This is a genomic window from Herbaspirillum sp. WKF16 (genome assembly GCF_028993615.1).
GTDB lineage: Bacteria > Pseudomonadota > Gammaproteobacteria > Burkholderiales > Burkholderiaceae_D > Herbaspirillum.
The window spans coordinates 4,024,979-4,051,473 of record NZ_CP118632.1; the positions used below are offsets into that span (position 1 = coordinate 4,024,979).

The 26,495-nt window shown below is 62.1% G+C and carries 22 protein-coding genes, 2 tRNA genes and 3 rRNA genes; 19 read left to right on the top strand and 8 right to left on the bottom strand.

Annotated features, from left to right (window positions below):
* Window positions 1-129: 129 nt before the first annotated feature.
* From araD1 to Herbaro_RS18220, 11 genes are all read left to right on the top strand, one after another.
* Complete coding sequence (gene araD1, locus Herbaro_RS18170) at window positions 130-1,125, top strand: AraD1 family protein (RefSeq protein ID WP_275011017.1); 996 nt, start codon at window positions 130-132, stop codon at window positions 1,123-1,125.
* Window positions 1,126-1,373: 248 nt separating this feature from the next.
* Window positions 1,374-2,057 carry an amino acid ABC transporter permease gene (locus Herbaro_RS18175; RefSeq protein WP_275011018.1) on the top strand — a complete coding sequence of 228 codons (684 nt, stop codon included), beginning with the start codon at window positions 1,374-1,376 and terminating at the stop codon, window positions 2,055-2,057.
* Window positions 2,058-2,066: 9 nt separating this feature from the next.
* A complete protein-coding gene (locus Herbaro_RS18180; protein ID WP_275011019.1) occupies window positions 2,067-2,717 on the top strand; it encodes an amino acid ABC transporter permease in 651 nt (216 codons plus the stop codon).
* The gene (locus Herbaro_RS18185; protein WP_275011020.1) at window positions 2,701-3,435 is read left to right on the top strand and encodes an amino acid ABC transporter ATP-binding protein; all 735 of its coding nucleotides are present in this window, start codon (window positions 2,701-2,703) and stop codon (window positions 3,433-3,435) included. Before Herbaro_RS18180 ends, Herbaro_RS18185 begins: the two co-directional genes overlap by 17 nt.
* Before the next feature lie 64 nt (window positions 3,436-3,499).
* Window positions 3,500-4,306 (top strand): transporter substrate-binding domain-containing protein, encoded by an 807-nt coding sequence (locus Herbaro_RS18190; protein ID WP_275011021.1) that lies wholly within the window; start codon window positions 3,500-3,502, stop codon window positions 4,304-4,306.
* Window positions 4,307-4,408: 102 nt separating this feature from the next.
* The gene (locus Herbaro_RS18195) at window positions 4,409-5,944 is read left to right on the top strand and encodes a D-arabinonate dehydratase (protein WP_275011022.1); all 1,536 of its coding nucleotides are present in this window, start codon (window positions 4,409-4,411) and stop codon (window positions 5,942-5,944) included.
* A 229-nt stretch (window positions 5,945-6,173) separates the two neighbouring features.
* A complete protein-coding gene (locus Herbaro_RS18200; protein ID WP_275011023.1) occupies window positions 6,174-7,349 on the top strand; it encodes a fumarylacetoacetate hydrolase family protein in 1,176 nt (391 codons plus the stop codon).
* A gap of 16 nt (window positions 7,350-7,365) precedes the next feature.
* On the top strand, window positions 7,366-8,130 hold the full coding sequence (locus tag Herbaro_RS18205; protein ID WP_275011024.1) for an SDR family oxidoreductase: 765 nt from the start codon (window positions 7,366-7,368) through the stop codon (window positions 8,128-8,130).
* A gap of 159 nt (window positions 8,131-8,289) precedes the next feature.
* Window positions 8,290-9,198, top strand: a complete 909-nt coding sequence (locus Herbaro_RS18210; protein WP_275011025.1) for an SMP-30/gluconolactonase/LRE family protein — start codon at window positions 8,290-8,292, stop codon at window positions 9,196-9,198.
* A 47-nt stretch (window positions 9,199-9,245) separates the two neighbouring features.
* The gene (gene glpK, locus Herbaro_RS18215) at window positions 9,246-10,751 is read left to right on the top strand and encodes a glycerol kinase GlpK (protein WP_275011026.1); all 1,506 of its coding nucleotides are present in this window, start codon (window positions 9,246-9,248) and stop codon (window positions 10,749-10,751) included.
* 190 nt (window positions 10,752-10,941) lie between these two features.
* Window positions 10,942-11,496, top strand: coding sequence for an acyloxyacyl hydrolase (locus Herbaro_RS18220; protein ID WP_275011027.1), 555 nt, complete (start codon window positions 10,942-10,944; stop codon window positions 11,494-11,496).
* 247 nt (window positions 11,497-11,743) lie between these two features.
* On the opposite strand, the gene rrf is transcribed toward Herbaro_RS18220, so the two are convergent.
* From rrf to Herbaro_RS18250, 6 genes are all read right to left on the bottom strand, one after another.
* A 5S ribosomal RNA gene (rrf, locus tag Herbaro_RS18225) occupies window positions 11,744-11,856 on the bottom strand.
* A gap of 161 nt (window positions 11,857-12,017) precedes the next feature.
* A 23S ribosomal RNA gene (locus tag Herbaro_RS18230) occupies window positions 12,018-14,890 on the bottom strand.
* A gap of 284 nt (window positions 14,891-15,174) precedes the next feature.
* Window positions 15,175-15,250: transfer RNA gene (locus Herbaro_RS18235), tRNA-Ala, on the bottom strand.
* A 7-nt stretch (window positions 15,251-15,257) separates the two neighbouring features.
* Window positions 15,258-15,334, bottom strand: a tRNA-Ile gene (locus tag Herbaro_RS18240).
* A gap of 107 nt (window positions 15,335-15,441) precedes the next feature.
* A 16S ribosomal RNA gene (locus Herbaro_RS18245) occupies window positions 15,442-16,974 on the bottom strand.
* Together the 16S, 23S and 5S rRNA genes with 2 tRNA genes alongside form the textbook arrangement of a ribosomal RNA operon.
* Window positions 16,975-17,472: 498 nt before the next feature.
* A complete protein-coding gene (locus Herbaro_RS18250) occupies window positions 17,473-18,249 on the bottom strand; it encodes an enoyl-CoA hydratase (RefSeq protein WP_275011028.1) in 777 nt (258 codons plus the stop codon).
* A 182-nt stretch (window positions 18,250-18,431) separates the two neighbouring features.
* Between Herbaro_RS18250 and Herbaro_RS18255 the strand changes: the two genes are divergently transcribed.
* Complete coding sequence (locus Herbaro_RS18255; protein WP_275011029.1) at window positions 18,432-18,869, top strand: universal stress protein; 438 nt, start codon at window positions 18,432-18,434, stop codon at window positions 18,867-18,869.
* Window positions 18,870-18,941: 72 nt separating this feature from the next.
* Here the strand turns inward: Herbaro_RS18255 and mltA are convergent, their stop codons facing one another.
* Complete coding sequence (mltA, locus tag Herbaro_RS18260; RefSeq protein ID WP_275011030.1) at window positions 18,942-20,177, bottom strand: murein transglycosylase A; 1,236 nt, start codon at window positions 20,175-20,177, stop codon at window positions 18,942-18,944.
* Between mltA and Herbaro_RS18265 the strand changes: the two genes are divergently transcribed.
* Window positions 20,178-20,327 carry a hypothetical protein gene (locus tag Herbaro_RS18265; RefSeq protein WP_275011031.1) on the top strand — a complete coding sequence of 50 codons (150 nt, stop codon included), beginning with the start codon at window positions 20,178-20,180 and terminating at the stop codon, window positions 20,325-20,327.
* 40 nt (window positions 20,328-20,367) lie between these two features.
* On the opposite strand, the gene apaG is transcribed toward Herbaro_RS18265, so the two are convergent.
* A complete protein-coding gene (apaG, locus tag Herbaro_RS18270) occupies window positions 20,368-20,742 on the bottom strand; it encodes a Co2+/Mg2+ efflux facilitator ApaG/CorD (RefSeq protein WP_275011032.1) in 375 nt (124 codons plus the stop codon).
* 228 nt (window positions 20,743-20,970) lie between these two features.
* Between apaG and rpe the strand changes: the two genes are divergently transcribed.
* The 6 genes from rpe (at window position 20,971) to Herbaro_RS18300 (ending at window position 26,487) form a co-directional block, all read left to right on the top strand.
* The gene (gene rpe, locus Herbaro_RS18275) at window positions 20,971-21,636 is read left to right on the top strand and encodes a ribulose-phosphate 3-epimerase (protein WP_275011033.1); all 666 of its coding nucleotides are present in this window, start codon (window positions 20,971-20,973) and stop codon (window positions 21,634-21,636) included.
* Between the two features lie 38 nt (window positions 21,637-21,674).
* A complete protein-coding gene (locus tag Herbaro_RS18280; RefSeq protein WP_275011034.1) occupies window positions 21,675-22,355 on the top strand; it encodes a phosphoglycolate phosphatase in 681 nt (226 codons plus the stop codon).
* A 331-nt stretch (window positions 22,356-22,686) separates the two neighbouring features.
* Entirely contained in the window at window positions 22,687-24,183 is a 1,497-nt protein-coding gene (gene trpE, locus Herbaro_RS18285; RefSeq protein WP_275011035.1) for an anthranilate synthase component I, read from the top strand.
* The gene (locus Herbaro_RS18290; RefSeq protein ID WP_275011036.1) at window positions 24,184-24,759 is read left to right on the top strand and encodes an aminodeoxychorismate/anthranilate synthase component II; all 576 of its coding nucleotides are present in this window, start codon (window positions 24,184-24,186) and stop codon (window positions 24,757-24,759) included. It begins immediately after the preceding gene.
* Window positions 24,760-24,794: 35 nt separating this feature from the next.
* On the top strand, window positions 24,795-25,832 hold the full coding sequence (gene trpD / locus Herbaro_RS18295) for an anthranilate phosphoribosyltransferase (RefSeq protein WP_275011037.1): 1,038 nt from the start codon (window positions 24,795-24,797) through the stop codon (window positions 25,830-25,832).
* A gap of 22 nt (window positions 25,833-25,854) precedes the next feature.
* Complete coding sequence (locus tag Herbaro_RS18300) at window positions 25,855-26,487, top strand: LysE family translocator (RefSeq protein ID WP_275011038.1); 633 nt, start codon at window positions 25,855-25,857, stop codon at window positions 26,485-26,487.
* The last annotated feature ends 8 nt before the right edge of the window (window positions 26,488-26,495 follow it).

A 26,495-nucleotide genomic window follows, 5' to 3' on the forward strand; every position in this document is an offset into this window, starting at 1 on the left:
CTGGCGGTGCAGCAATTCCTGCCGCTTGCGAAACCGGAGCTAGGCCGATGTTGCAACCGCCGATGAGGACGGGAACCGCACGCTGTCGGGATCCCGTCTCAGGCAACAAGAACGAGCATTGGAGACAAGGTGAGGCTGATTCAATTCACGGATCGCGAAGGCGCGCGCCGCGTGGGGATCGTCAACGGGACGAACATCCAGGCGCTGTCGCAGGTCGCCACCATGCGCGCGCTGGCGCTGGCGGCGATACGCAACGGCAATGGCCTGGAGCGCCAGGCGCAGTTGCTCAACACCGAACAATCCGAAGACTACGCCGCGATCCTGCGCGAGCAGCGCATCCTGGCGCCGCTGGACCATGAGGACGCGGCCCACTGCATGCTCTCCGGCGCCGGCGTCACCCACATGGGCAGCGCCTCCACCCGCGACAAGATGCACCGCCGCCTGGACAGCGAGGAGATGGACAAGACCGATACCCTGCGCATGCTCGAATGGGGCATCGAGGGCGGGCGCCCGGCCCCGGGCCAGGCCGGCGTGCAGCCGGAATGGTTCTACAAGGGCGACGGCGGCGTCGTAGTCGCGCCCGGCCAGCCCTTCCCCTGCCCCGGCTTCGCGCTGGACGGCGGCGAGGAGCCGGAGCTGGTCGGCCTGTATGTGATCGACGACGAAGGCTGCCCGCGCCGCCTCGGATTCGCCATCGGCAACGAGTTTTCCGACCACGTGATGGAGCGCCGCAATTACCTTTACCAGGCGCATTCCAAGCTGCGCTACTGCTCCTTCGGCCCCGAGCTGCTGGTGGGCGCGCCGCCGGCGCACCTGGTCGGCATGACCCGCATCCGCCGCAACGGCCGCGTGATCTGGGAACAGGAGTTCCTGGCCGGCCAGGACAACATGTGCCACTCGATCGAGAACCTGGAGTACCACCACTTCAAGTACCGCCAGTTCCGCCGTCCCGGCGACGTGCACGTGCACTACATGGGCGCGGCCAGCCTGTCGTTCGCCTACAGCGTGCGCACGCAACCGGGCGACAGCTTCGAGATCAGCATTCCCGATTTCGGCGAACCGCTGGTCAACGGCATCGCGGCCGGACCGGACGAGTTCCGCCCCGGCGGCGTCAAGGCCCTGTAACGGGACAGTTTCGCAGTACGGCAGCATCCGCAGCATCGCAGCACCAAGCCACCCCGACACAAGGCCCGCAAGAGGCCGCACGACGGTAGCCGGATCCTTCTTCCGCCACCGCCGGCACGCCGGGCCCGACCTCAGGCAAACAAGAAAGGAGACCACCTCATGCAGACCCCAGCTCCCACCCGGCAAGGGACGGCGCATACCTGCCGCCGCACCGCGTAATCCCCCCTTCCCGCATCACCGGAGTATCAATGAACTACACATTCGATTTCATGAGCGTGTTCGCCAACTGGGACCGGCTGCTGGTCGGCGCCTGGCTGACGGTACAGCTCTCCGCCCTGTCGATCGTGCTGGGCTTCGGGCTCGGCACGATCTGCGCGATCGCCTACAAGAGCAAGAACCGGGTGCTGCACGGCCTGGTGAAGGCCTACGTCGAGATCATCCGCAACACCCCGCTGCTGGTGCAGGTGTTCCTGGTGTTCTTCGGCCTGGCCAGCATCGGCTGGAAGCTCACCGCCGAGACCGCCGCCGTGATCGCACTGACGGTCAACGTCGGCGCCTACACCACCGAGATCATGCGCGCCGGCATCAACTCCATCCATCCCGGCCAGATCGAAGCGGCCGAGTGCCTGGGCATGTCCCGGCTGCACGTGTACTGGCACGTGGTGCTGCTGCCGGCGGTGGAGCGCGTCTATCCGTCGCTGACCAGCCAGTTCATCCTGCTGATGTTGTCGTCCTCGATCACCTCGCAAATCTCGGCCGAGGAGCTGACCGCGACCGCCAACCTGGTGCAGTCGGAAACCTTCCGCAGCTTCGAGGTGTACGCCGTCATCGCGGTGGCCTACCTGGCGCTGTCCTTCCTGTTCCGCGCGGCATTCTGGCTGATCAGCCAGATCGCTTTCGTGCGCAAGCGCAAGCTCGGCACCAACTTATAAGGAAACAACGTGAATTCATTTTCCATCCTCCACGTTGAATACCTGCTGCAGGCCGCGATCTGGACCGTGGTGCTGTCGCTGGTGGCCTTCGTGTTCGGCGGCGCGGCCGGCTTCGTGATCGCGCTGTGGCGCGTCTCGCCCAACGCTGCGCTGCGCCGCATCGCCAGCTGGTATATCCAGGTGGTGCAGGGCATCCCGCTGCTGGTGATCCTGTTCGTGGCTTACTTCGGCCTGGCCATCGCCGGCTTCAAGCTCACGCCGCTAGTGGCCGCAGGCATCTCGTTTGCGATCTACTGCGCGGCCTTCCTGGGCGAAATCTGGCGCGGCTGCATCCAGGCGGTGCCCAAGACGCAATGGGAAGCCTCCGAGTGCCTGGGCTTCAACCGCTTCGAGCAGCTCACCAAGGTGATCCTGCCGCAGGCCGTGAAGATCGCCACGCCGCCCACCGTGGGCTTCATGGTGCAGATCGTGAAGAACACCTCGCTGGCCTCGGTGATCGGCTTCGTCGACCTCTCGCGCGCCGGCCAGATCATCAACAACTCTACCTTCCAGCCGTTCACGGTGTTCGGCTGCGTGGCGCTGATCTACTTCTGCCTCTGCTTCCCGCTGTCGGCGCTCTCCAAGCATTTCGAAAGGAAATTGAATGTCAGCAATCGTTAAGATCAAGGACCTGCACAAGAGCTTCGGCACCAATAAAGTGTTGAACGGCGTTTCGCTGGATGTGCAGAAGGGCCAGATGGTGGCTATCATCGGTCGCAGCGGCTCGGGCAAGAGCACCCTGTTGCGCTGCCTGAACGGCCTGGAGAAGGTCGACGCCGGCGACATCAACGTCTGCGGCCATGACATCCACCATCCGGACAAGCTCAACCTGCGCGAGCTGCGCAAGCAGGTCGGCATCGTGTTCCAGAGCTACAACCTGTTCCCGCACCTGACGGTGGAGCGCAACATCACGCTGGCGCTGACGACGATCAAGAAGATGTCGTCCGACGAGGCCAAGCAGATTGCGCACAAGGTGCTCACGCTGGTGGGCCTGGACAACAAGAAGGAGGCCTATCCCGAGCAGCTCTCCGGCGGCCAGGCGCAGCGCGTGGCGATCGCCCGCTCGCTGGCGATGGCGCCCGAGCTGATGCTGTTCGACGAAGTCACCTCGGCGCTGGATCCGGAGCTGACCTCCGAGGTGCTCAAGGTGATGGAAGACCTGGCGCGCGACGGCATGACCATGGTGCTGGTCACCCACGAAATGGCCTTCGCCCGCAAGCTGGCCGACGTGCTGGTGTTCATGCACCAGGGCCAGGTCTGGGAGATCGGATCGCCGGACGAGCTGTTCTCCAACCCCAAGACCGCCGAGCTGCAGAAGTTCGTGGCCAGCGACCTTTGATGGCCCATCCGGATTCATTCACAAGCCGTACCCAAGCAGTACCTTTTCATCTCAGGAGACATAAATGAAAACCTTGTTGAACTTCACCAAAAAAGCCGCGGCCGTGATGCTCGGCATCGCCTGCTTCGCCCAGGTCGCGCATGCCGACGCCCTGGCCGACATCAAGGCGCGCAAGAAGGTGCTGATCGCCATCGACCTCGGCGCGCCGCCGTTCGGCCGCACCAATGCCAAGATGGAACCGGAAGGATCCGATGTGGAGACCGCCAAGGCGCTGGCCAAGGACCTGGGCGTGGAGCTGGAGATCGTGCAGGTGACCGGCCCCAACCGCATCCCCTTCCTGATGACCGGCAAGGCCGACATGGTCATCGCCTCGTTCTCGATCACGCCCGAGCGCCAGAAGGTGGTCGCCTTCACCCAGCCGTACGGCGCCTCGCAGTTCGTGGTGGCCGCGCCCAAGGGCGAGAACATCAAGACCTTGAACGACCTGGCCGGCAAGCGCGTGGCCGTGGTGCGCGGCAATATGCAGGATTCGCTGCTGACCCCGCTGGCGCCCAAGGGCACCAACATCGTCCGTTTTGACGACGACGCCACTGTGACCGCCGCCATCGTCTCGGGCCAGGTGGATGCCTTCTGCACGCCCAACTCGCTGGCCTCGGCGGTGTCCAAGCAAAACCCGTCCAAGAACATCGAGACCAAGCTGGTGATCAAGGACATTCCTTATGCCATCGGCCTGCGCCAGAACGAAGCCAACCTGCAAAAATGGCTCAACGACTGGATCGCCGTCAACGTGAAGAACGGCAAGCTGGCCGACATCTACCAGCGCAACGTCGGCAGCCCGATGCCTGACCTGGCGCAGTTCGCAGCAAAGTAATCCGGCAAGTTGTAACCTGAGCGCCTGCCGTGCGCATGTTCGCGGCAGGTGCGGGCTTCCGCGCGGCGGAGTGCCTAACGTTTCGTTTTCACCGAGATCATCATGAAAGCTATTTCTCCCATCATTCGATTGAATCCCGTCGATGATGTCGTCATTGCGCGCCGGCAGCTCATCTCCGGCACGGTTCTGGAAGAGGAAGGCGGCCTGAAGGTACAGGGCCTCATTCCCGCCGGGCACAAGATGGCCACCCGCGCCATCGCCGCCGGCGAACCGGTCAAGCGCTATGGCCAGATCATCGGCACCGCCAGCCAAGCCATCGAGCCCGGCCAGCACGTGCATACGCACAATCTGGCGATGGCGGAATTCTCGCGCGAGCACCATTTCGGCGCCGACGTCAAACCGGTCGACTTCGTCGAGACGCCGGCCACCTTCATGGGCATCGTGCGCCCGGATGGCCGCGTGGCCACCCGCAACTACATCGGCGTGCTGACCTCGGTGAACTGCTCGGCCACGGCCGCGCGCGCCATCGCCGACCACTTCCGCCGCGACATCCATCCGGAAGCGCTGGCGGACTTCCCCAACATCGACGGCGTGGTGGCGCTGACCCACGGCCTGGGCTGCGCAGTGGACTCGCTGGGCGAGCCGCTGCAGATCCTGCGCCGCACGCTGGCCGGCTATGCCAAGCATCCCAACTTCGCCGCCGTGCTGGTGGTGGGCCTGGGCTGCGAGACCAACCAGATCTCGGGCCTGATGGAGAGCCACGACCTGAAGGAAGGCGAATACTTCCACACCTTCACGATCCAGAGCACCGGCGGCACCGCCAAGACGGTGGCGCTGGGCATCGAGAAGATCAAGAAAATGCTGCCCAAGGCCAACGACATCAAGCGCGAACCGGTGCCGGCCAAGCACCTGACGCTGGGCCTGCAGTGCGGCGGATCGGACGGCTACTCCGGCATTACCGCCAATCCCGCGCTGGGCGCGGCGGTGGACCTGCTGGTGCGGCACGGCGGCACGGCGATCCTGTCGGAGACGCCCGAGATCTACGGCGCCGAGCACTTGCTGACGCGCCGCGCGGTGTCGCCGGAGGTGGGCCACAAGCTGCTGGCGCGCATCGACTGGTGGGAAGAGTATTGCCGCAAGAACGACGCCGAGATGAACAACAACCCCTCGGCCGGCAACAAGGCGGGCGGCCTGACCACCATCCTGGAGAAGTCGCTGGGCGCGGTGGCCAAGGGCGGCACCACCAACCTGGTGGATGTCTACAAGTATGCCGAGACCGTGACCGCGCGCGGCTTCGTCTTCATGGACACCCCGGGCTACGACCCGATCTCGGCCACCGGCCAGGTCGCCGGCGGCGCCAACATGATCTGCTTCACCACCGGCCGCGGTTCGGCCTATGGCTGCGCGCCCTCGCCCTCGCTCAAGCTGGCGACCAACACCGCCCTGTGGCAGCGCCAGGAAGAAGACATGGACATCAACTGCGGCGAGATCGCCGACGGCAACACCACGCCGCAGGAGATCGGGGCGCGCTTCTTCCAGATGATCCTGGACACCGCATCCGGCAAGAAGACCAAGAGCGAATTGCACGGCTACGGCCAGGATGAGTTCGTTCCCTGGCACATCGGCGTGTACACCTGACACGCCCTTGCCGCAGCCGTTGGCGTTCTCGCGCCAACGGCTGCGTCGTTTCCGGCGCCGCGCGCGGTCGCCGGAAAGGCGCCTTCCGGTTCACCGCGAAGACGTCTTTCCAGCGGTTACGCCAACAGCAATACAGCCAAGCATTGTTTGATCCGCTTCATGCGGGCCTGCAGCTGATCCCGTTCAGTTCAGCGCAGCCCGTCCGCCCCACAACCAAGGAGTTAAGAATATGGCCCACACTTTCACGATCCAGGCGCACCTGCCCGAAGACCACGCCCAAGCCACGCTGATCGGCCGCATCTGGCAGCCGGGCGTCGGCCCGGTGCTGGTCAAGGTCGATGCCGACGGCGTTTATGACCTGACCCAGGTCGCCGCCACCTCCAGCCAGCTGCTGGAACTGGCCGATCCGGCCGCCGCCGTGAAGACGGCCGGCGCGCTGCCGCGCCTGGCTTCGCTGCAGGACCTGCTGGACAACGCCGACGCCGCCGGGCGCGACACTGCGAAGCCCTGGCTGCTGGCGCCGATCGACCTGCAGGCGGTCAAGGCCAGCGGCGTGACCTTCGTGGCCAGCATGCTGGAGCGCGTGATCGAGGAACAGGCGCGCGGCGACGCCGCCCGCGCCGAAGCCGTGCGGCGCGCCATTACCGCGGTGATCGGCGACAACCTCTCCAGCGTGGTGCCGGGCTCGCCCGAGGCCGCCAAGCTCAAGGAAGTGCTGCTGGAACAGGGCGTATGGTCGCAGTACCTGGAAGTGGGCATCGGCCCGGACGCCGAGATCTTCACCAAGGCGCAGCCGATGTCCTCGGTGGGACTGGGCGACGAGGTGGGCATCCATCCCAAGTCGGTCTGGAACAACCCAGAGCCGGAAATCGTGCTGGCCATCAACAGCCGCGGCCAGGTGGTCGGCTCGACGCTGGGCAACGACGTCAACCTGCGCGACTTCGAAGGCCGCAGCGCGCTGCTGCTGGGCAAGGCCAAGGACAACAACGCCTCCTGCGCGGTCGGTCCTTTTATTCGTCTTTTCGACGCAAACTTTTCAATTGACGACGTGCGCCGCGCCGAACTTACAATGCGTGTCGACGGTACCGAAGGCTTCACGCTCAAGGGCAGCAGCTCGATGTCCATGATCAGCCGCGATCCGCTGCAGCTGGTGGAACATGCGATCGGCCCCAACCACCAGTATCCGGATGGGCTGGTGCTGTTCCTGGGCACCATGTTCGCCCCGACGCAGGATCGCTTCGGCCCGGGCCAGGGCTTCACGCACCAGGCCGCCGACATCGTGACGATCGCCACGCCCAAGCTGGGCGCGCTGGTCAATACGGTGAATTTCAGCGACAAGGCGGCGCCGTGGACCTTCGGGCTGACCGCGCTGTTCAAGAACCTGGCGCAACGCAAACTCATCTAAAAGCAAAGGAACACACATGTCTGCATCCACTGGACGCCTCGCCGGCAAGACCGTACTGATCACCGCCGCCGCGCAAGGCATCGGCCGCGCCTCGACGCTCATGTTCGCCCGCGAGGGCGCGCGCGTCATCGCCACCGACATCAGCCGCCAGCACCTGGACGCGCTGGCCGGCACCGCCGGCGTGGAAACCCACATCCTCGACGTCACCGACGACGCCGCCATCAAGGCGCTGGTGGCCAAGGTCGGCACCATCGACGTGCTGTTCAACTGCGCCGGCTTCGTCGCCGCGGGCAACATCCTGGAATGCGACGACAAGTCCTGGGACTTCTCGTTCAACCTCAACGCCAAGGCCATGTTCCACACCATCCGCGCGGTGCTGCCGGGCATGCTGGCCAAGAAGGCCGGCTCCATCGTCAACATCGCCTCGGCCGCTTCCAGCGTCAAGGGCGTGGCCAACCGCTTCGCCTACGGCGCCTCCAAGGCGGCCGTGGTGGGCCTGACCAAGTCGGTCGCGGCCGACTTCGTGGCGCAGGGCGTGCGCTGCAACGCGATCTGCCCGGGCACCATCGAGTCGCCCTCGCTGGAGCAGCGCATCGCCACCCAGGCCAAGGAAAGCGGCAAGACCGAGGCCGAAGTGCGCGCCGCCTTCGTCGGCCGCCAGCCGATGGGCCGCATCGGCAAGGCGGAGGAAGTGGCCGCGCTGGCGCTGTACCTGGCCTCGGACGAGTCCAACTTCACCACCGGCTCGATCCACATGATCGACGGCGGCTGGTCGAACTGATCGGCCCGGACGGCGCTCCGGCGCCGCTGCGGAAGCGAAAACGGCATGCCTTGCGCATGCCGTTTTTCATTCGAGCTCATCCTTGGCGAGAGGACGCTCCAGGTTTGTGAATCGGCCTCGTCAGCGCATAATGTGTTTTTCCGTTTTCCACGCGCGCCCATGACCGACAACGCCAATCCCTTCGACACGATAGAGACCGCCTTCGAGCAGCCCATGCTGCTGGGCGAGTCGCCGCTGTGGCACGCCGAGGAAGGCGCGCTGTACTGGATCGACATCCCCGGCAAGGCGGTCCATCGCCTGCATCCGGGCAGCCGCCAGCACCAGTCGTGGCCGATGCCGCAGGAGCCCGGCAGCATCGTCAAGCATGCGCAGGGCGGGCTGGTGGTGGCGCTGCGCTCGGGCATGTCGCATCTCAACACGCAGACCGGCGCCTTGACGCCGCTGCTCGATGCGCCTTACGACATGACGCGCATCCGCTTCAACGACGGCCGCTGCGACGCCTCCGGGCGGTTCTGGTGCGGCACCATCTATGAGCCGCGCGACCGCGAAGGCGGCACGCTGTACTGCTTCGAGCGCAACCGCCTGCGCGACGCGCACCATGCCGTGACCACCTCCAACGGCGTGGCCTTCAGCCCCGACCAGCGCCTGATGTACCACGCCAACACGCCGGCGCACCGCATCAACGTCTACGACTACGACCTGGCCACCGGCGCCACCTCCAACTGCCGGCTGCTGCGCCAGTTCGACGCCGACAAGTCGGCGCCGGATTACGGCGGTCGCCCCGATGGCGCCGCCGTGGACAGCGAAGGCGCCTACTGGTGCGCGATGTTCGAAGGCGGCCGCGTGCTTCGCCTGTCGCCGCATGGCGAGATCCTGCAGGAGATCCGCCTGCCTGCGCGCTGCCCGACCATGCTGGCCTTCGGCGGCGCCGACCTGCGCACGCTCTACATTACCACCGGCCGCAACGGCCGCAGCGACGAGGAACTGCGCCGCTATCCGCTGTCGGGCTGCGTGCTGTCGGTGCGCGTGGATGTGCCGGGGCGGCTGGAATACAGCTATCGCCCCTGAGCCTCGCGCCGGCGTCACCAGAACAACATCATCGAGGAGACCGGGCCATGGGCCGCTACATTCTTGCGCTCGACCAGGGCACCACCAGCTCGCGCGCCATCCTGTTCGACCGCCTGGGCCAGATCGCGGCGATGGAGCAGAAGGAATTCCCGCAGCACTACCCGCAATCCGGCTGGGTCGAGCATGACGCCAACGATATCTGGCGCTCGCAGCTGGAGGTGGCGCAGGCGGTGCTGAAAAAGCAGCGCGTCGGCGCGGCCGAGATCGCCGCCATCGGCATCACCAACCAGCGCGAGACCACCGTGGTGTGGGATCGGCAGACCGGGGAACCGGTCTGCCCCGCCATCGTGTGGCAGGACCGGCGCACCGCGCAGTTCTGCGATCGCCTGCGCGAGGCGGGCAAGGAGGAACTGTTCGCGCGCAAGACCGGCCTGGTGCTGGACGCCTACTTCGCCGGCACCAAGCTGAACTGGATCCTGGAGAACGTGGCCGGCGCACGCGAACGCGCCGAGCGCGGCGAGCTGGCGTTCGGCACCGTCGACGCCTGGCTGGTCTACAAGCTCTCCGGCGAGCACCTGGTCGACAGCAGCAATGCCTCGCGCAGCCTGCTGTTCGACATCCATCGCGGCGAGTGGGATGAAGAATTGCTGGACGTGCTGGACGTGCCGCGCGCCGTGCTGCCGCGGGTCGTCGCCAGCAGCGGCGTGGCGGCGCATACGAGACCCGAATGGTTCGGCGCGGCGCTGCCCATCGCCGGCATCGCCGGCGACCAGCAGGCCGCGACCTTCGGCCAGGCTTGCCTGCGCGAGGGCATGGTGAAGAACACCTACGGCACCGGCTGCTTCATGCTGATGCAGACCGGCAGCCAGGCCGCCGTGTCGAAGAACAAACTGCTGACCACGATAGGCTGGAGTTTCGGCGGTGACGGCGACACGCCGCGCCAGACCTCCTACATGCTCGAAGGCAGCATCTTCGTCGCCGGCGCCGTGGTGCAGTGGCTGCGCGACGGGCTGGGCGTAATCGAAAAGTCCTCCGACATCGAAGCCCTCGCGGCGCAAGCGCCGGACAATGGCAGCGTCTATTTCGTGCCGGCCTTCACCGGGCTGGGTACGCCGTATTGGGATCCGTATGCGCGCGGCAGCATCAGCGGCCTCACCCGGGGCGCGACCAAGGCGCACCTGGCGCGCGCCGCGCTGGAGAGCATCGCCTACCAGACCGCCGATGTGCTGGAGGCAATGCAAAAGGATGCCGCCCTCCCCTTGCAGGAGCTGCGCGTAGACGGCGGCGCGGCGCGCAACGACCTGCTGATGCAATTCCAGGCGGACATGCTGGGCGTGCCGGTCATTCGACCCAGGGTCACCGAAACCACCGCGCTGGGCGCAGCCTACCTGGCCGGGCTGGCGGTGGGATTCTGGTGCTCGCAGGAAGAGATCTCCGCGCTGTGGCAGGTGGAGCGGCGCTTCGAGCCGGCCATGGCGGACACCGCGCGCGCCGAGCTGCTGGCAAAGTGGCACAAGGCGGTCGGATGCTCACGCGGATGGATGGCCCCCTGAAGCCTGCAAACGGCCCGGATAGCTTGCTGTCCGGCAGGCAATGCAAGATCCTTAGCAAAAAACAGACAGGCGAGTATGCATTTGTAATGATTGTGAGAAAATGTCGCGTCATTACGGAACATCAGTGCCGTAGCGGAATTCCGTTGTAGAGATATCCACCAATAATATTTACGCGTTGAAAGAAAAAACTATGACTACATTCAAGAGCCTCGTCGCCAAAGCCGCATTTGTCGGCGCAGCCGTTTTCGCCGTCCAGGCGCCCAGCTACGCCATCGACGGCGTCTCCGTGGAATACGGCACCGGCAACAGCACCCAGCTGGTTCGCCTGGGTGCGCAATTCAACTGGGGCCCGAACTGGAATTTCTGGCAGTCCAACGGCACCCACGTCGGCGGCTACTGGGACGTGTCGGTGGCCAACTGGCGCATGAACCACTACAACAACACCAGCAGCAGCGGCAACCTGGTGGACCTGGGCCTGACCCCGGTGCTGCGTTTCCAGCGCGATGACGGCAAGGGCCTCTACGGCGAAGCCGGCATCGGCGTGCACCTGTTCTCGAAGCTCTACCGCAACAACGACAAGGTGTTGTCGACGGCCTTCCAGTTCGGCGACCACATCGGCGCAGGTTACGTGTTCGGCAACGGCCTGGACCTGGGCATTCGCCTGCAGCACTTCTCCAACGGCGGCATCAAGCAGCCCAACGGCGGCGTGAACTTTGCGGTGGCGCGTGTGGCGTACAAGTTCTAAAGATTGCAGCGTAATAGTTGAATAAAAAAGCCGGCGCGAGCCGGCTTTTTTATTGGGTGTTGGTGTTGGTGTTGGTATTGGTTTCGCAGTTGCAGCGGTTCTTGCGGTGGCGGCGGTCGATGTATGTGCAGTGGGAGCAACCCCATGGCCTAGGGCTGCGGGCAGAGCAGGCAGGGTGTTGTCGAAGCGGATGCGCAATAGCAAAAGCCCCTGTTACGTCAGTAACAGGGGCTTTGCGGTATAACAAGCCTGACGATGACCTACTTTCACACTGGTTGCAGCACTATCATCGGCGCGAAGTCGTTTCACGGTCCTGTTCGGGATGGGAAGGGGTGGTACCAACTTGCTATAGTCATCAGGCATAACTTGTAGTGTCATTTGCTCCTGAATGGGCAGCAAACAACGCAATCTGGGAAGAAGTATTAATTCATTTAGTGTAGTCAGGGTTGACTACTGGGTGTGATGCGTCGAGGGCAAACACACAATATGCTCAACTTGGTCTATAACCGAGCTAATGTTATAGGAACAAGCCGCACGGGCAATTAGTATCAGTTAGCTTAACGCATTACTGCGCTTCCACACCTGACCTATCAACGTCCTGGTCTCGAACGACCCTTTAGGGGAATCTAGTTCCCGGGAAGTCTCATCTCAAGGCGAGTTTCCCGCTTAGATGCTTTCAGCGGTTATCTCTTCCGAACTTAGCTACTCGGCAATGCCACTGGCGTGACAACCGATACACCAGAGGTTCGTCCACTCCGGTCCTCTCGTACTAGGAGCAGCCCCCTTCAAACTTCCAACGCCCACGGCAGATAGGGACCAAACTGTCTCACGACGTTTTAAACCCAGCTCACGTACCACTTTAAATGGCGAACAGCCATACCCTTGGGACCGGCTACAGCCCCAGGATGTGATGAGCCGACATCGAGGTGCCAAACTCCCCCGTCGATATGAACTCTTGGGAGGAATCAGCCTGTTATCCCCAGAGTACCTTTTATCCGTTGAGCGATGGCCCTTCCATACAGAACCACCGGATCACTATGTCCTACTTTCGTACCTGCTCGACTTGTCAGTCTCGCAGTTAAGCACGCTTATGCCATTGCACTATTAGCACGATGTCCGACCGTACCTAGCGTACCTTCGAACTCCTCCGTTACACTTTGGGAGGAGACCGCCCCAGTCAAACTGCCTACCATGCACTGTCCCCGATCCGGATAACGGACCAAGGTTAGAACCTCAAACAAACCAGGGTGGTATTTCAAGGTTGGCTCCACGCAGACTAGCGTCCACGCTTCAAAGCCTCCCACCTATCCTACACAGATTGGTTCAAAGTCCAATGCAAAGCTACAGTAAAGGTTCATGGGGTCTTTCCGTCTAGCCGCGGGTAGATTGCATCATCACAAACATTTCAACTTCGCTGAGTCTCGGGAGGAGACAGTGTGGCCATCGTTACGCCATTCGTGCAGGTCGGAACTTACCCGACAAGGAATTTCGCTACCTTAGGACCGTTATAGTTACGGCCGCCGTTTACTGGGACTTCAATCAAGAGCTTGCACCCCATCATTTAATCTTCCAGCACCGGGCAGGCGTCACACCCTATACGTCCACTTTCGTGTTTGCAGAGTGCTGTGTTTTTATTAAACAGTCGCAGCCACCATTTTATTGCAACCCTTTTGTCCTTCTGGCGCAGGCCAGTCAAACTACTTGGGCGTACCTTATCCCGAAGTTACGGTACCAATTTGCCGAGTTCCTTCTCCCGAGTTCTCTCAAGCGCCTTAGAATACTCATCTCGCCCACCTGTGTCGGTTTGCGGTACGGTCTCGTTAGACTGAAGCTTAGAGGCTTTTCTTGGAACCACTTCCGATTGCTTCGCGAACAAGTTCGCTCGTCTCACACCCTTGAATTACGCTGCCGGATTTGCCTAACAGCCTTCTTCGATGCAAAAACCGACTATTCCAACAGTCGGACAACCTTCCGCGATCCGTCCCCCCATCGCATCTAACGACGGTGCAGGAATATTAACCTGCTTCCCATCAGCTACGCATCTCTGCCTCGCCTTAGGGGCCGACTCACCCTGCTCCGATGAACGTTGAACAGGAAACCTTGGGCTTACGGCGTGCGGGCTTTTCACCCGCATTATCGCTACTCATGTCAGCATTCGCACTTCTGATACCTCCAGCATCCTTTACAAGACACCTTCACAGGCTTACAGAACGCTCTCCTACCATATGCTTACGCATATCCGCAGCTTCGGTGACTGGCTTAGCCCCGTTACATCTTCCGCGCAGGACGACTCGATCAGTGAGCTATTACGCTTTCTTTAAAGGATGGCTGCTTCTAAGCCAACCTCCTGACTGTTTTAGCCTTCCCACTTCGTTTTCCACTTAGCCAATCTTTGGGACCTTAGCTGGCGGTCTGGGTTGTTTCCCTCTTGACGCCGGACGTTAGCACCCGACGTCTGTCTCCCAAGCTCGCACTCATCGGTATTCGGAGTTTGCAATGGTTTGGTAAGTCGCGATGACCCCCTAGCCATAACAGTGCTCTACCCCCGATGGTGATACTTGAGGCACTACCTAAATAGTTTTCGGAGAGAACCAGCTATTTCCAAGTTTGTTTAGCCTTTCACCCCTATCCACAGCTCATCCCCTAATTTTTCAACATTAGTGGGTTCGGTCCTCCAGTGCGTGTTACCGCACCTTCAACCTGGCCATGGATAGATCACTTGGTTTCGGGTCTACACCCAGCGACTGAACGCCCTATTCGGACTCGATTTCTCTACGCCTTCCCTATGCGGTTAAGCTTGCCACTGAATGTAAGTCGCTGACCCATTATACAAAAGGTACGCAGTCACCCCTTTCGAGGCTCCTACTGTTTGTATGCACACGGTTTCAGGATCTATTTCACTCCCCTTCCGGGGTTCTTTTCGCCTTTCCCTCACGGTACTGGTTCACTATCGGTCGATTACGAGTATTTAGCCTTGGAGGATGGTCCCCCCATGTTCAGACAGGATTTCACGTGTCCCGCCCTACTTGTCGCAAGCTTAGTTCCACACCTATGATTTCGTGTAAGGGGCTATCACCCTCTATGGCCGGACTTTCCATTCCGTTCCACTATCAAAGATGCTAAATCTTGCAGGCTGATCCCATTTCGCTCGCCACTACTTTGGGAATCTCGGTTGATTTCTTTTCCTGTAGCTACTTAGATGTTTCAGTTCGCCACGTTCGCTTCGTTACCCTATGTATTCAGATAACGATGACCTAAAAGGCCGGGTTTCCCCATTCGGAAATCTGCGGATCAAAGCTCGTTTGCCAGCTCCCCGCAGCTTATCGCAAGCTACTACGTCCTTCATCGCCTGTAATCGCCAAGGCATCCACCATGTGCACTTATTCACTTGTTCCTATAACGTTAGCCTCTGTTGCCAGAGCGTCATAGAATTAAAGTTGAGTATTTAGCGTTTGCCGTATTGCCAAAGTAAGTCTTCTAATTGCTAAGATCACTTCGTAATACTTTGATTGATACAATCACACCCATTTTTACTTTCGCAAGAACCGAAGTCCTGGCGATCGTTTAAATGAATCTTTACTTCTTCCAGATTGTTAAAGAACAAAAACAGCCATTAGTCTTAAAAGACCAAACCTAAATCACAACACCCTTTCAGGCGCCGACTTAGGTTTGATATCTTGGTGGAGGTTGACGGGATCGAACCGACGACCCCCTGCTTGCAAAGCAGGTGCTCTCCCAGCTGAGCTAAACCCCCGAAACCTTGGTGGGTCTGGTTGGGCTCGAACCAACGACCCCCGCGTTATCAACACGGTGCTCTAACCAGCTGAGCTACAGACCCGCTTGGATCAGTATCAGTAGCCGGTCATTGCTGACCGCGCTTCACCAAATAACTGTTCTTGATTTACAGCCGATAAGTGTGGACGCTTAACTTCGTGCGCACTCTAGAAAGGAGGTGATCCAGCCGCACCTTCCGATACGGCTACCTTGTTACGACTTCACCCCAGTCACGAATCCTACCGTGGTGAGCGCCCTCCTTGCGGTTAGGCTACCCACTTCTGGTAAAACCCGCTCCCATGGTGTGACGGGCGGTGTGTACAAGACCCGGGAACGTATTCACCGCGACATGCTGATCCGCGATTACTAGCGATTCCAACTTCATGGAGTCGAGTTGCAGACTCCAATCCGGACTACGATACACTTTCTGGGATTAGCTCCCCCTCGCGGGTTGGCGGCCCTCTGTATGTACCATTGTATGACGTGTGAAGCCCTACCCATAAGGGCCATGAGGACTTGACGTCATCCCCACCTTCCTCCGGTTTGTCACCGGCAGTCTCATTAGAGTGCCCTTTCGTAGCAACTAATGACAAGGGTTGCGCTCGTTGCGGGACTTAACCCAACATCTCACGACACGAGCTGACGACAGCCATGCAGCACCTGTGTGAAGGTTCTCTTTCGAGCACTCCCAAATCTCTTCGGGATTCCTTCCATGTCAAGGGTAGGTAAGGTTTTTCGCGTTGCATCGAATTAATCCACATCATCCACCGCTTGTGCGGGTCCCCGTCAATTCCTTTGAGTTTTAATCTTGCGACCGTACTCCCCAGGCGGTCTACTTCACGCGTTAGCTGCGTTACCAAGTCAATTAAGACCCGACAACTAGTAGACATCGTTTAGGGCGTGGACTACCAGGGTATCTAATCCTGTTTGCTCCCCACGCTTTCGTGCATGAGCGTCAGTGTTATCCCAGGGGGCTGCCTTCGCCATCGGTATTCCTCCACATATCTACGCATTTCACTGCTACACGTGGAATTCTACCCCCCTCTGACACACTCTAGCCGTGCAGTCTCAAATGCAATTCCCAGGTTGAGCCCGGGGATTTCACATCTGACTTACACAACCGCCTGCGCACGCTTTACGCCCAGTAATTCCGATTAACGCTTGCACCCTACGTATTACCGCGGCTGCTGGCACGTAGTTAGCCGGTGCTTATTCTTCAGGTACCGTCATTAGCAAAGGATATTAGCCTCTACCGTTTCTTCCCTGACAAAAGAGCTTTACAACCCGAAGGCCTTCTTCACTCACGCGGCATTGCTGGATCAGGGTTGCCCCCATTGTCCAAAATTCCCCACTGCTGCCTCCCGTAGGAGTCTGGGCCGTGTCTCAGTCCCAGTGTGGCTGGTCGTCCTCTCAGACCAGCTACTGATCGTCGCCTTGGTAGGCTTTTACCCCACCAACTAGCTAATCAGATATCGGCCGCTCCAGGAGCATGAGGTCTTGCGATCCCCCACTTTCATCCGTAGATCGTATGCGGTATTAGCTAATCTTTCGACTAGTTATCCCCCACTCTAGGGCACGTTCCGATATATTACTCACCCGTTCGCCACTCGCCATCAGGAGCAAGCTCCTATGCTGCCGTTCGACTTGCATGTGTAAGGCATGCCGCCAGCGTTCAATCTGAGCCAGGATCAAACTCTTTAGTTTAATCTCTGTTTTGTGCCATTTCTGGCTACCCCGAAGGGCATCGCTCTCTCAAAATACTGACAGGTAATTTCTTGCGATCTTACCTATATTTCTTGTGAGCATTTAATGTTTAAAGTTTCCAGACCCGAAGGTCTGTCGCACTTCATTAAACGCCCACGCTTATCGGCTGTTAATTTTTAAAGATCTTTGCTGTCGCTCTCGGGCCTTTGGCCCTTCGCGTTGCCGTCGAAGCGTTGTGTTCGTCGTCAGCAGGGGGCGAACTATAGCAACGGGTATTCGGGTGCGCAAGTACTTTTTCGAAAATAATTAAAAATAATTCGGCGGAGGGCTCCAAACCGCATCCCTGAATTTCTAACAAACCCAGTACGGAAAAGGATTTGCGCCGATTCTTCCGGCGCTGAAAATAGTTATAAAAAAAATGGCCGCCCCTCCCGGGGCGGCCATTTTTGTTTTCCTATCGTCGTTTTTATTGCCTGAAGGAAAATAACAACATCGCGATCAGGTGTTCTTGAAGGACGGCGGACGCTTTTCGATGAAGGCCTTCATGCCCTCCTTCTGGTCCTCGGTGGCGAAACAGCTGTAGAACAGCGCGCGTTCGTACTTCATGCCGTCGGCCAGCGTGGACTCGAAGGCGCGGTTGACCGAATCCTTGACCATCATGGCAATGGGCTGGGACATGTCTGCGATGGTGCGAGCGGCCGACAAGGCCTCCTCCATCAGTTTGTCAGCGGCAACAATGCGCGACACCAGGCCGGCGCGCTCCGCTTCCTCGGCATCCATCATGCGACCGGTCAGCGCCAGGTCCATGGCCTTGGCCTTGGATACCGCGCGCGGCAGGCGCTGGGTGCCGCCGGCGCCGGGGATGATGCCCAGCTTGATTTCCGGCTGGCCGAACCTGGCGGTATCGGCGGCGATGATGAAGTCGCACATCATCGCCAGCTCGCAGCCGCCGCCCAGGGCGTAGCCGGCCACCGCCGCGATCACCGGCTTGCGCACGCGGCGGATGGTTTCCCAGTTGCGGGTGATGAATTCGCCCTTGAACACGTCCATGTAGCTGTAGCCGGCCATGCCGGTGATGTCGGCGCCGGCGGCGAAGGCCTTTTCGCTGCCGGTGATGACGATGCAGCCGATCCCTTCATCCGCGTCGAAGGCCAGCAGCGCATCGCCCAGCTCGATCATGAGCGCATCGCTCAGCGCGTTGAGGGCCTTGGGGCGGTTCAGGCGGATCACGCCGACCTTGTCCTGGGTCTCGACCAGGATGTTTTCATAGCTCATGCAAGTCTCCTTCTTATGGACGGTGGGCCGCCCGGACGTGGCGCGAACCGGGACGGCGGTACGCCAGAATAATCAACAAATCCGACTTAGCGCAATGTCCGCGCGGAATTTCATGCGGGCAAGGCGGTCACAGCCTATATTGGAAGTACCTCTTCAACACACACCTATAAGGAGGCACTCATATGTTCAAGACCATACTGGTTCCCACCGACGGCTCGGAGCGCTCCGACAAGGCCATCAACAACGCCATCGACTACGCCCGGCACTGCGGCGCGAAGATCGTCGGCATCTCGGTGGCCGAGCCCTACCCCTTCTCGCCGCTGGCGGAGAGCTCGATGGCGATCGACCCCGCGCTCTACGAGGAGAACGTGCGCACCCTGGCCGAGCAGCACGTCAGGAAGATCGCCGACGCCGCCCAGGCGGCGGGCGTCGCCTGCCAGACGGCGACCATGATGTCCTTCGCGCCGGACGAGGAAATCATCAACGCCGCCAAGACCTACGGCTGCGACGTCATCTTCATGGCCTCGCACGGACGCAGCGGGCTCTCGCGCATGTTCCTCGGCAGCAAGACGCAGAAGGTGCTGGCGCATTCCACCATTCCGGTGCTGGTGCTGCGCTGACATCGTCATGCCGCCCAATGCAAAAGGCCTGATCCCGCCAAGGATCAGGCCTTTTTTATCGTCGCAGGGAAATCAGTTGCCGCCCGGCGGGTTCATCCCCTTGGGCAGCAGCACCCACATCGCCCCGCGCTGCTTCATGGAGCCGGCCTTGTCTTCCGCCTCGTCGCCGAAGCCCCAGAAATAGTCGGCCCGCACCACGCCGCGGATGGCGCCGCCGGTATCCTGGGCCACCACCAGGCGCTGCAGCGGGCGATCGCTATTGGGCAGGGTGGTCGACAGGAACACCGGCGCGCCCAGCGGCACATGTTGGGGATCGATGGCGATCGAGCGCTGCGGCGTCAGCGGAATGCCCTGCGCGCCCTTGGGCCCCTTGGACGGATCGGGCAGCTTTTCCTCGCGGAAGAACACATAGCTGGGATTGGCGTTGAGCAGTTCTTCCTTGCGCGCCGGGTTGGCCTGCACCCAGGCCTTGATGTTCTGGGCCGACGCCTGCGACAGCTCCATCTCGCCCTTGTCGACCAGGTAGCGGCCGATCGACTTGTACGGCCGGCCGTTCTGGTCGGCATAGGCCACGCGGATGGTCTCCTTCGATTCAGGCAGGTAGACCCGCCCGGAACCCTGCACCTGCAGGAAGAAGGCTTCGACCGGATCGTCGACCCATACGATTTCCTTGCCGGCCAGGCTGTTGGCCTGCATCAGCTCGGCCCGGGTGGGATACGGCACCACCTTGCGCCCGACCACCTTGCCGCGCAGCCGCAGGTTCTTCAGCTCGGGATAGACCCCGGCCAGATCGATCGTCAGCAGGTCGTCCGGCGCCTGGTACAGCGGCGTCTGGTAAGGACCGACGCGGCGGCGCGATCCCTTGAGCAACGGCTCGTAATAGCCGGTCACCAGGCCGGTATCGGTGCCGTCCGGATTGAACAGTTGCCAAGGCGTGAAATAGGTCTCGAAATACGAACGCAGCAAGCCCGGGTCGGCCGCATTGACCTGCTGCGCCGCGCCGCAGGCGGCGCGCCATTCCGACCGCCGGATCAGCACCGAGCAGGAGGACTGCAGCGCCGGCCAGGCCTCGCGCAGGTCGTCGCCGTTCCACCCGGGCAGCTGGGCGAAACTGGCGGCGCGCATCGCCGGACCGGGCTGGGCGGCCGGCCTGGCCGGCGGCTGCGTGGTCGCGGTGGGGGCCGGCGGCGTGGTCTGGCAGGCCGCCAGCAGCACGGCGACCGCGGTCGCCATTGCGGGTACACTGAGGCGCTTCAACAAGGGAAGACTGGCAAAACGGTTCTTCAATAACATCGGAGACGAATTCATATGTTGTGGTTGATTCTGGAGGCCTGCGCCGCCTTCTTGGTGCTGGTGCTCATCGTATGGTGGACCATGTTCTCGGGACGCAAGGAAGGCGCGGGCCGGGCGCAGGCGAGCAAGGGCGCGCGCCAGACGACAGACAGCGGCAAGGAATAAAAAATCCGCGGAGGACGCCGGCCGGGGACAAGCCGGCGCTTCAATGCAGCGTGCGCGGCAGCGAGAGGACGAATTCCGGGATGCGCACGTCGAACTGCTCGCCATCCTCCGCCACGCAGAAATACTCGCCGTGCATGGTGCCCTGCGGCGTTTTCATGGCCGTGCCGCTGGTGTATTCGAACTGTTCGCCCGGCTGCAGGAAGGGCTGGTGCCCCACCACGCCCAGGCCGCGCACTTCCTCGACGTGGTTGTTGGCGTCGGTGATGACCCAATGGCGCGAGATCAGCTGCGCCGGCACGGTGCCGGTATTGACGATGGTGATCGCGTAGGCGAACACATAGTGCGAGCGCGACGGGTCCGATTGTTCCTCCAGGTACTGGGTCTTGACCGTCACCGTTAATTCATACGCTGCCATGTGGATGTCCTGTCGTTGGAATGTGCCTGTTGCCGGCGCGCCGCCGACGGCGGCGCGCGTATCCCGGATTGCACACGAATTCAGCACGCAGCGCAAGCTGCCGCGCGGCCGCGTGCTCATCCGGGAGCGGACGAAGAAGTACAAAAGGGTAAAATAACGCCTTTTGCGGCCCCGCGCCGGATCCCGCCCGGGCGCCGCAGTCGATTCAGCCATTTTTTATTGCCAGCCATGCCGACCTATCGTATCGCCCCCAGCATCCTCTCCGCCGATTTCGCCCGCCTGGGCGAGGAAGTGCGCAATGTCGTCGCCGCCGGCGCCGACTTCATCCACTTCGACGTGATGGACAACCACTACGTGCCCAACCTGACCATCGGCCCGCTGGTGTGCGAGGCGATCCGTCCGCACGTGCAGGTGCCCATCGACGTGCACCTGATGGTCAAGCCGGTGGACCGCATCATCCCCGACTTCGCCAAGGCGGGCGCCAACCTGATCACCTTCCACCCGGAAGCCTCGGAGCACATCGATCGCTCGCTGCAGCTGATCCGCGACAACGGCTGCAAGGCCGGCCTGGTGTTCAACCCCGGCACGCCGCTGCACTACCTGGATCATGTGATGGACAAGCTGGACATGGTGCTGATCATGTCGGTCAACCCCGGCTTCGGCGGCCAGTCCTTCATCCCGGAAGCCTTGAAGAAGATCGCCGAAGTGCGCCGCCGCATCGATGAATCCGGCCGCGACATCCTGCTGGAAGTGGACGGCGGCATCAAGGTCGAGAACATCGCCGCCGCCGCGGCCGCCGGCGCCGACACCTTCGTGGCCGGCTCAGCCATCTTCGGCAAGCCCGACTACAAGGCCGTGATCGACGCCATGCGCGCCGAGCTGGCCAAGGTCTGATCGCCGGCCGCCGTTCAACACGTTCTCCACGCCACGCCATGACCAAGCTGAACAACATCAGGGCCGCCATCATCGACCTCGACGGCACCATGCTGGACACCGCGGCCGACTTCCATGTCGCCGTCAACCGCATGCGCGCCGACCTTGGCCTCACGCCGCTGGCGCAGGAGACCATCGTCAACTTCGTCGGCAAGGGCACCGAGAACCTGATCCGGCGCGTGCTGGCGGTGGACTACGCGGAAGACGAGGCGGCGCAGCATTTCGAGCAGGCACTGGCGTCCTATACCGAGCACTACCTGGCCATCAACGGCGACTACTCCTCGCTCTACCCGGGCGTGACCGAGGGCCTGCAGGCCATGAAGGACCGCGGCCTGCGCCTGGCCTGCGTGACCAACAAGCCGATCGCCTTCACCCTGCCGCTGCTGGAGAAAAAAGGCCTGCGCGGCTTCTTCGAGGTGGTCTACGGCGGCGACTCGCTGCCCCGGAAGAAGCCCGATCCGATGCCCTTGCTGCAGGTGTGCCGGGATTTCCAGCTAGCGCCGGCGCAGGTGGTGGCCATCGGCGACTCCTCCAACGACGCCCAGGCCGCGCGCGCAGCCGGTTGTCGCGTGCTCAACGTGCCGTACGGCTACAACCATGGCGAATCTATACACGATGTCGATTCGGATGGTATAGTTCAAACGCTTCTCGAAGCAGCGCAGCAAATTTCGGTGGACTGACAGCGCGTCAGCCCGTCGGCCAAGAGTCAAACCGCACACCAAACCGCGATCGACACATCAATGTTTCGCAACAACAAACGCACCGCCCAACATACAGCCGCCCCTGAGGCCTGGCTGTGGCGACGCTGGCAATTCAAGGCTCTGTAAAGACGCCTGCCCCCGGCCGCACCTGCGACCGGGACGTTTGTTGTGACACCGCATCCCCTGCATTTCAATTAACGAAACCGCTGACGAGAGTCCGCACCGAGCCACGGCTGCACGTGCGCATTGCGCGTGCGCAGCCGCCGAAGGCCCGGGCTGCGTGTTCTACAATGGCGGTCTGGAGTGAAACATGACCGAACTCGAATTCAAATCGCTGGCCGCCGAAGGCTACAACCGCATCCCGCTGATCGCCGAAGCCTTCGCCGACCTGGAAACCCCGCTCACGCTGTATCTCAAGCTGGCGCAGAGCCACAACACCGGCAAGAACACGTTCCTGCTGGAATCGGTGGTCGGCGGCGAGCGCTTCGGCCGCTACTCCTTCATCGGCCTGCCGGCCTCGACCAAGATCCGTTGCAGCGGCAACAAGATCGAGGTGCTCAAGAACGAGACCGTGGTGGAGACCGCCGAAGGCAATGCGCTGGAATTCATCGCCCAGTACCAGGAGCGCTTCAAGGTCGCGATCCGCCCCGGCATGCCGCGCTTTTGCGGCGGACTGGCCGGCTACTTCGGCTACGACGCGGTGCGCTACATCGAGAAGCGCCTGGAGCACGGCGCCCCCAAGGATCCGCTGGGCCTGCCCGATATCCAGCTGCTGCTGACCGAGGAACTGGCGGTCATCGACAATCTCTCCGGCAAGCTCTACCTGATCGTCTACGCCGATCCGACCCACCCGGAAGCCTTCTCCAAGGGCCGCCAGCGCCTGCGCGACCTGCGCGCCATGCTGCGCCGCCCGGCCGACGCCCCCGTCACCACCGGTTCGGTGCGCACCGAGACCATCCGCGAATTCCCCAAGGACGAATACCTCAAGGCCGTGGCCCGCGCCAAGGAGTACGTGATGGCCGGCGACCTGATGCAGGTGCAGATCGGCCAGCGCCTGAAGAAATCCTACGTGGATTCGCCGCTGATGCTGTACCGCGCGCTGCGCTCGCTGAACCCTTCGCCCTACATGTACTTCTATAACTTCGGCGACATGCAGATCGTCGGCGCCTCGCCCGAGATCCTGGTGCGCAACGAGTCCATCGGCGAGGGCCAGAAGAAGATCACCATCCGCCCGCTGGCCGGCACCCGCCCGCGCGGCTCGACCATCGAGCGCGACGAGCAGCTGGCGCGCGAGCTGCTGGCCGATCCCAAGGAGATCGCCGAGCACGTCATGCTGATCGACCTGGCGCGCAACGACATTGGCCGCATCGCCGCCACCGGCAGCGTGAAGGTCACCGACCAGATGGTGATCGAGAAATACTCCCACGTGCAGCACATCGTCTCCAACGTCGAAGGCATCCTGAAGCCCGGCATGTCCAACCTCGACGTGCTCAAGGCCACCTTCCCGGCCGGCACCCTGTCGGGCGCGCCCAAGGTGCGCGCGATGGAAATCATCGACGAGCTGGAGCCGACCAAGCGCGGCATCTACGGCGGCGCCTGCGGCTATCTCTCCTTCGGCGGCGAGATGGACGTGGCCATCGCGATCCGCACCGGCGTCATCAAGGACGGCACGCTGTACGTGCAGGCCGCGGCCGGCATCGTGGCCGACTCGGTGCCCGAGATGGAGTGGGAAGAAACCGAAAACAAGGCGCGCGCGGTGCTGCGCGCGGCGGAACAAGTGCAAGACGGCCTGGACGGAGAAATCTAAATGCTGCTGATGATCGACAACTACGACTCCTTCACCTACAACCTGGTGCAATATTTCGGCGAGCTGGGCGAGGAAGTGCTGACCATCCGCAACGACGAGATCACGCTGGATGACATCAGGAAGCTGAACCCGCAGCGCATCTGCCTCTCGCCCGGCCCCTGCAGCCCGAAGGAGGCCGGCATCTGCGTCGACCTGCTCAAGGAATTCTCGGGCAAGCTGCCCATCCTCGGCGTGTGCCTGGGCCACCAGGCCATCGGCGAAGCCTTCGGCGGCAACATCATCCGCGCCAAGCAGGTGATGCACGGCAAGACCTCCAAGATCGCGCACACCGGCGTGGGCGTGTTCAAGGACCTGCCGACGCCCTACACCGTGATCCGCTACCACTCGCTGGCCATCGAGCGCGCCACGCTGCCCGATTGCCTGGAGGTGACCGCCTGGACCGACGACGGCGAAATCATGGGCGTGCGCCATAAGGAGTTCGACCTGCAGGGCGTGCAGTTCCACCCTGAGTCGATCCTGTCCGAACACGGCCACGCGCTGCTGAAGAATTTCCTGACCGGCAGCGCGCGCGCATAAGCCGCCCCGGTCCGACCGAATCCTAGGAAAAAATAATGGCAATCACCCCGCAAGAAGCGCTGCTGCGCTGTATCGAACACCGCGAGATCTTCCACGACGAGATGCTCACGCTGTTCCGCCAGATCATGAGCGGCGAGATGTCGCCGGTCATGGTCGCCGCCCTCACCATGGGCCTGCGCGTGAAGAAGGAGAGCATCGGCGAGATCGCCGCCGCCGCCCAGGTCATGCGCGAGTTCGCCACCAAGGTGCCGATGGCCGACACCACCGGCCTGCTCGACATCGTCGGCACCGGCGGCGACGGCGCGCACACCTTCAACATTTCCACCGCCTCGATGTTCGTGGCGGCCGCCGCCGGCGCGCGCGTGGCCAAGCACGGCGGGCGCAGCGTGTCCTCCTCCTCCGGCAGCGCCGACGTGCTCGAGGCGCTGGGCGCCGACATCAACCTGCAACCGGAACAAGTGGCGCAATCGATCGCCCAGACCGGCATCGGCTTCATGTTCGCTCCCAACCACCACGCCGCCATGAAGCACGCGGCGCCGGTGCGCAAGGAGCTGGGCGTGCGCACCATCTTCAACATCCTCGGCCCGCTGACCAACCCGGCCGGCGCGCCCAACATCCTGATGGGCGTGTTCCACGCCGACCTGGTCGGCATCCAGGTGCGCGTGCTGCAACGCCTGGGCGCGCAGCACGCCATCGTGGTCTGGGGCCGCGACAACCTCGACGAAGTCACGCTGGGCGGCGCCACCATGGTGGGCGAACTGGTCAACGGCGAGATCCGCGAATACGAGATTCATCCTGAAGACTTCGGCCTCTCCATGTTCGCCAGCCGCAACCTGCAGGTGGCCAACGCCGCCGAGTCCAAGGAAAAGATCTTCGAGGCGCTGGCCGGCAAGCCCGGTCCGGTGCACGACATCGTGCTGCTCAACGCCGCCGCCGCGCTGTATGCGGCCGGCCAGGCGGCCTCCATTGCCGAGGGCATCGACGCCGCGCGCGCCACCATCGCCTCCGGCGCGGCCCGCGCCAAGCTCGACCAGTTCGTGCAGGTGACGCGCCGACTGGGCGGCAAGCTGTAAATCCCCTCCAAGGAGAACGACCATGATCGCCGCCCACGACCTGCTGATCTTTGCCCTCGCCTCGCTGGTGATGGTGCTCACGCCCGGACCGAACATGGTCTATTGCGTGTCGCGCTCGATCTGCCAGGGGCGCATGGCCGGCATCATCTCGCTGTGCGGGGTGGCGGTCGGCTTCCTGGTCCACATGGCGGCGGCGGCCTTTGGCCTGACCGCGCTGTTCCTGGCCATCCCGATGGCCTACGACATCGTCAAGTTCGCCGGCGCCGCCTATCTGTTGTGGCTGGCATGGAACGCGGTCAGGCCTGGCGGCAGCTCGCCCTTCCAGACCCGTGAACTGCCGCCGGACTCCCCGGCCACGCTGTTCCGGATGGGCTTCCTGACCAATGTGCTCAATCCCAAGGTGGCAGTGTTCTACATGTCGCTGTTCCCGCAATTCATCCACCCCGAGCACGGCAGCGTGCTGATGCAAAGCGTGGCGCTGGGCCTGGTGCAGATCGCCATCAGCTTCTCGGTCAACTCCATGATCGTGTTCTCGGCCGCCGGCATCTCCGGCTTCTTCGCCCGCAACCAGGGCTGGCTGCGCGCGCAGCGCTACATCATGGGGTCCATGCTGGGCGCGCTGGCGGTCAGGCTGGCCCTGGACGAACGCAAATAATTTTCAGG

Excerpts from the sequence above, each read along its gene's own strand:
- trpD (WP_275011037.1), top strand. The coding sequence starts at position 24,795 with ATGGCAATCACCCCGCAAGAAGCGCTGCTGCGCTGTATCGAACACCGC.
- glpK (WP_275011026.1), top strand. The coding sequence starts at position 9,246 with ATGGGCCGCTACATTCTTGCGCTCGACCAGGGCACCACCAGCTCGCGC.
- Herbaro_RS18175 (WP_275011018.1), top strand. The coding sequence starts at position 1,374 with ATGAACTACACATTCGATTTCATGAGCGTGTTCGCCAACTGGGACCGG.
- Herbaro_RS18190 (WP_275011021.1), top strand. The coding sequence starts at position 3,500 with ATGAAAACCTTGTTGAACTTCACCAAAAAAGCCGCGGCCGTGATGCTC.
- apaG (WP_275011032.1), bottom strand. The coding sequence starts at position 20,742 with ATGGCAGCGTATGAATTAACGGTGACGGTCAAGACCCAGTACCTGGAG.
- Herbaro_RS18280 (WP_275011034.1), top strand. The coding sequence starts at position 21,675 with ATGACCAAGCTGAACAACATCAGGGCCGCCATCATCGACCTCGACGGC.
- Herbaro_RS18195 (WP_275011022.1), top strand. The coding sequence starts at position 4,409 with ATGAAAGCTATTTCTCCCATCATTCGATTGAATCCCGTCGATGATGTC.
- Herbaro_RS18200 (WP_275011023.1), top strand. The coding sequence starts at position 6,174 with ATGGCCCACACTTTCACGATCCAGGCGCACCTGCCCGAAGACCACGCC.
- Herbaro_RS18185 (WP_275011020.1), top strand. The coding sequence starts at position 2,701 with ATGTCAGCAATCGTTAAGATCAAGGACCTGCACAAGAGCTTCGGCACC.
- Herbaro_RS18265 (WP_275011031.1), top strand. The coding sequence starts at position 20,178 with ATGTTGTGGTTGATTCTGGAGGCCTGCGCCGCCTTCTTGGTGCTGGTG.
- Herbaro_RS18220 (WP_275011027.1), top strand. The coding sequence starts at position 10,942 with ATGACTACATTCAAGAGCCTCGTCGCCAAAGCCGCATTTGTCGGCGCA.
- rpe (WP_275011033.1), top strand. The coding sequence starts at position 20,971 with ATGCCGACCTATCGTATCGCCCCCAGCATCCTCTCCGCCGATTTCGCC.
- mltA (WP_275011030.1), bottom strand. The coding sequence starts at position 20,177 with ATGAATTCGTCTCCGATGTTATTGAAGAACCGTTTTGCCAGTCTTCCC.
- Herbaro_RS18300 (WP_275011038.1), top strand. The coding sequence starts at position 25,855 with ATGATCGCCGCCCACGACCTGCTGATCTTTGCCCTCGCCTCGCTGGTG.
- Herbaro_RS18250 (WP_275011028.1), bottom strand. The coding sequence starts at position 18,249 with ATGAGCTATGAAAACATCCTGGTCGAGACCCAGGACAAGGTCGGCGTG.
- Herbaro_RS18210 (WP_275011025.1), top strand. The coding sequence starts at position 8,290 with ATGACCGACAACGCCAATCCCTTCGACACGATAGAGACCGCCTTCGAG.
- Herbaro_RS18205 (WP_275011024.1), top strand. The coding sequence starts at position 7,366 with ATGTCTGCATCCACTGGACGCCTCGCCGGCAAGACCGTACTGATCACC.
- Herbaro_RS18255 (WP_275011029.1), top strand. The coding sequence starts at position 18,432 with ATGTTCAAGACCATACTGGTTCCCACCGACGGCTCGGAGCGCTCCGAC.
- trpE (WP_275011035.1), top strand. The coding sequence starts at position 22,687 with ATGACCGAACTCGAATTCAAATCGCTGGCCGCCGAAGGCTACAACCGC.
- Herbaro_RS18290 (WP_275011036.1), top strand. The coding sequence starts at position 24,184 with ATGCTGCTGATGATCGACAACTACGACTCCTTCACCTACAACCTGGTG.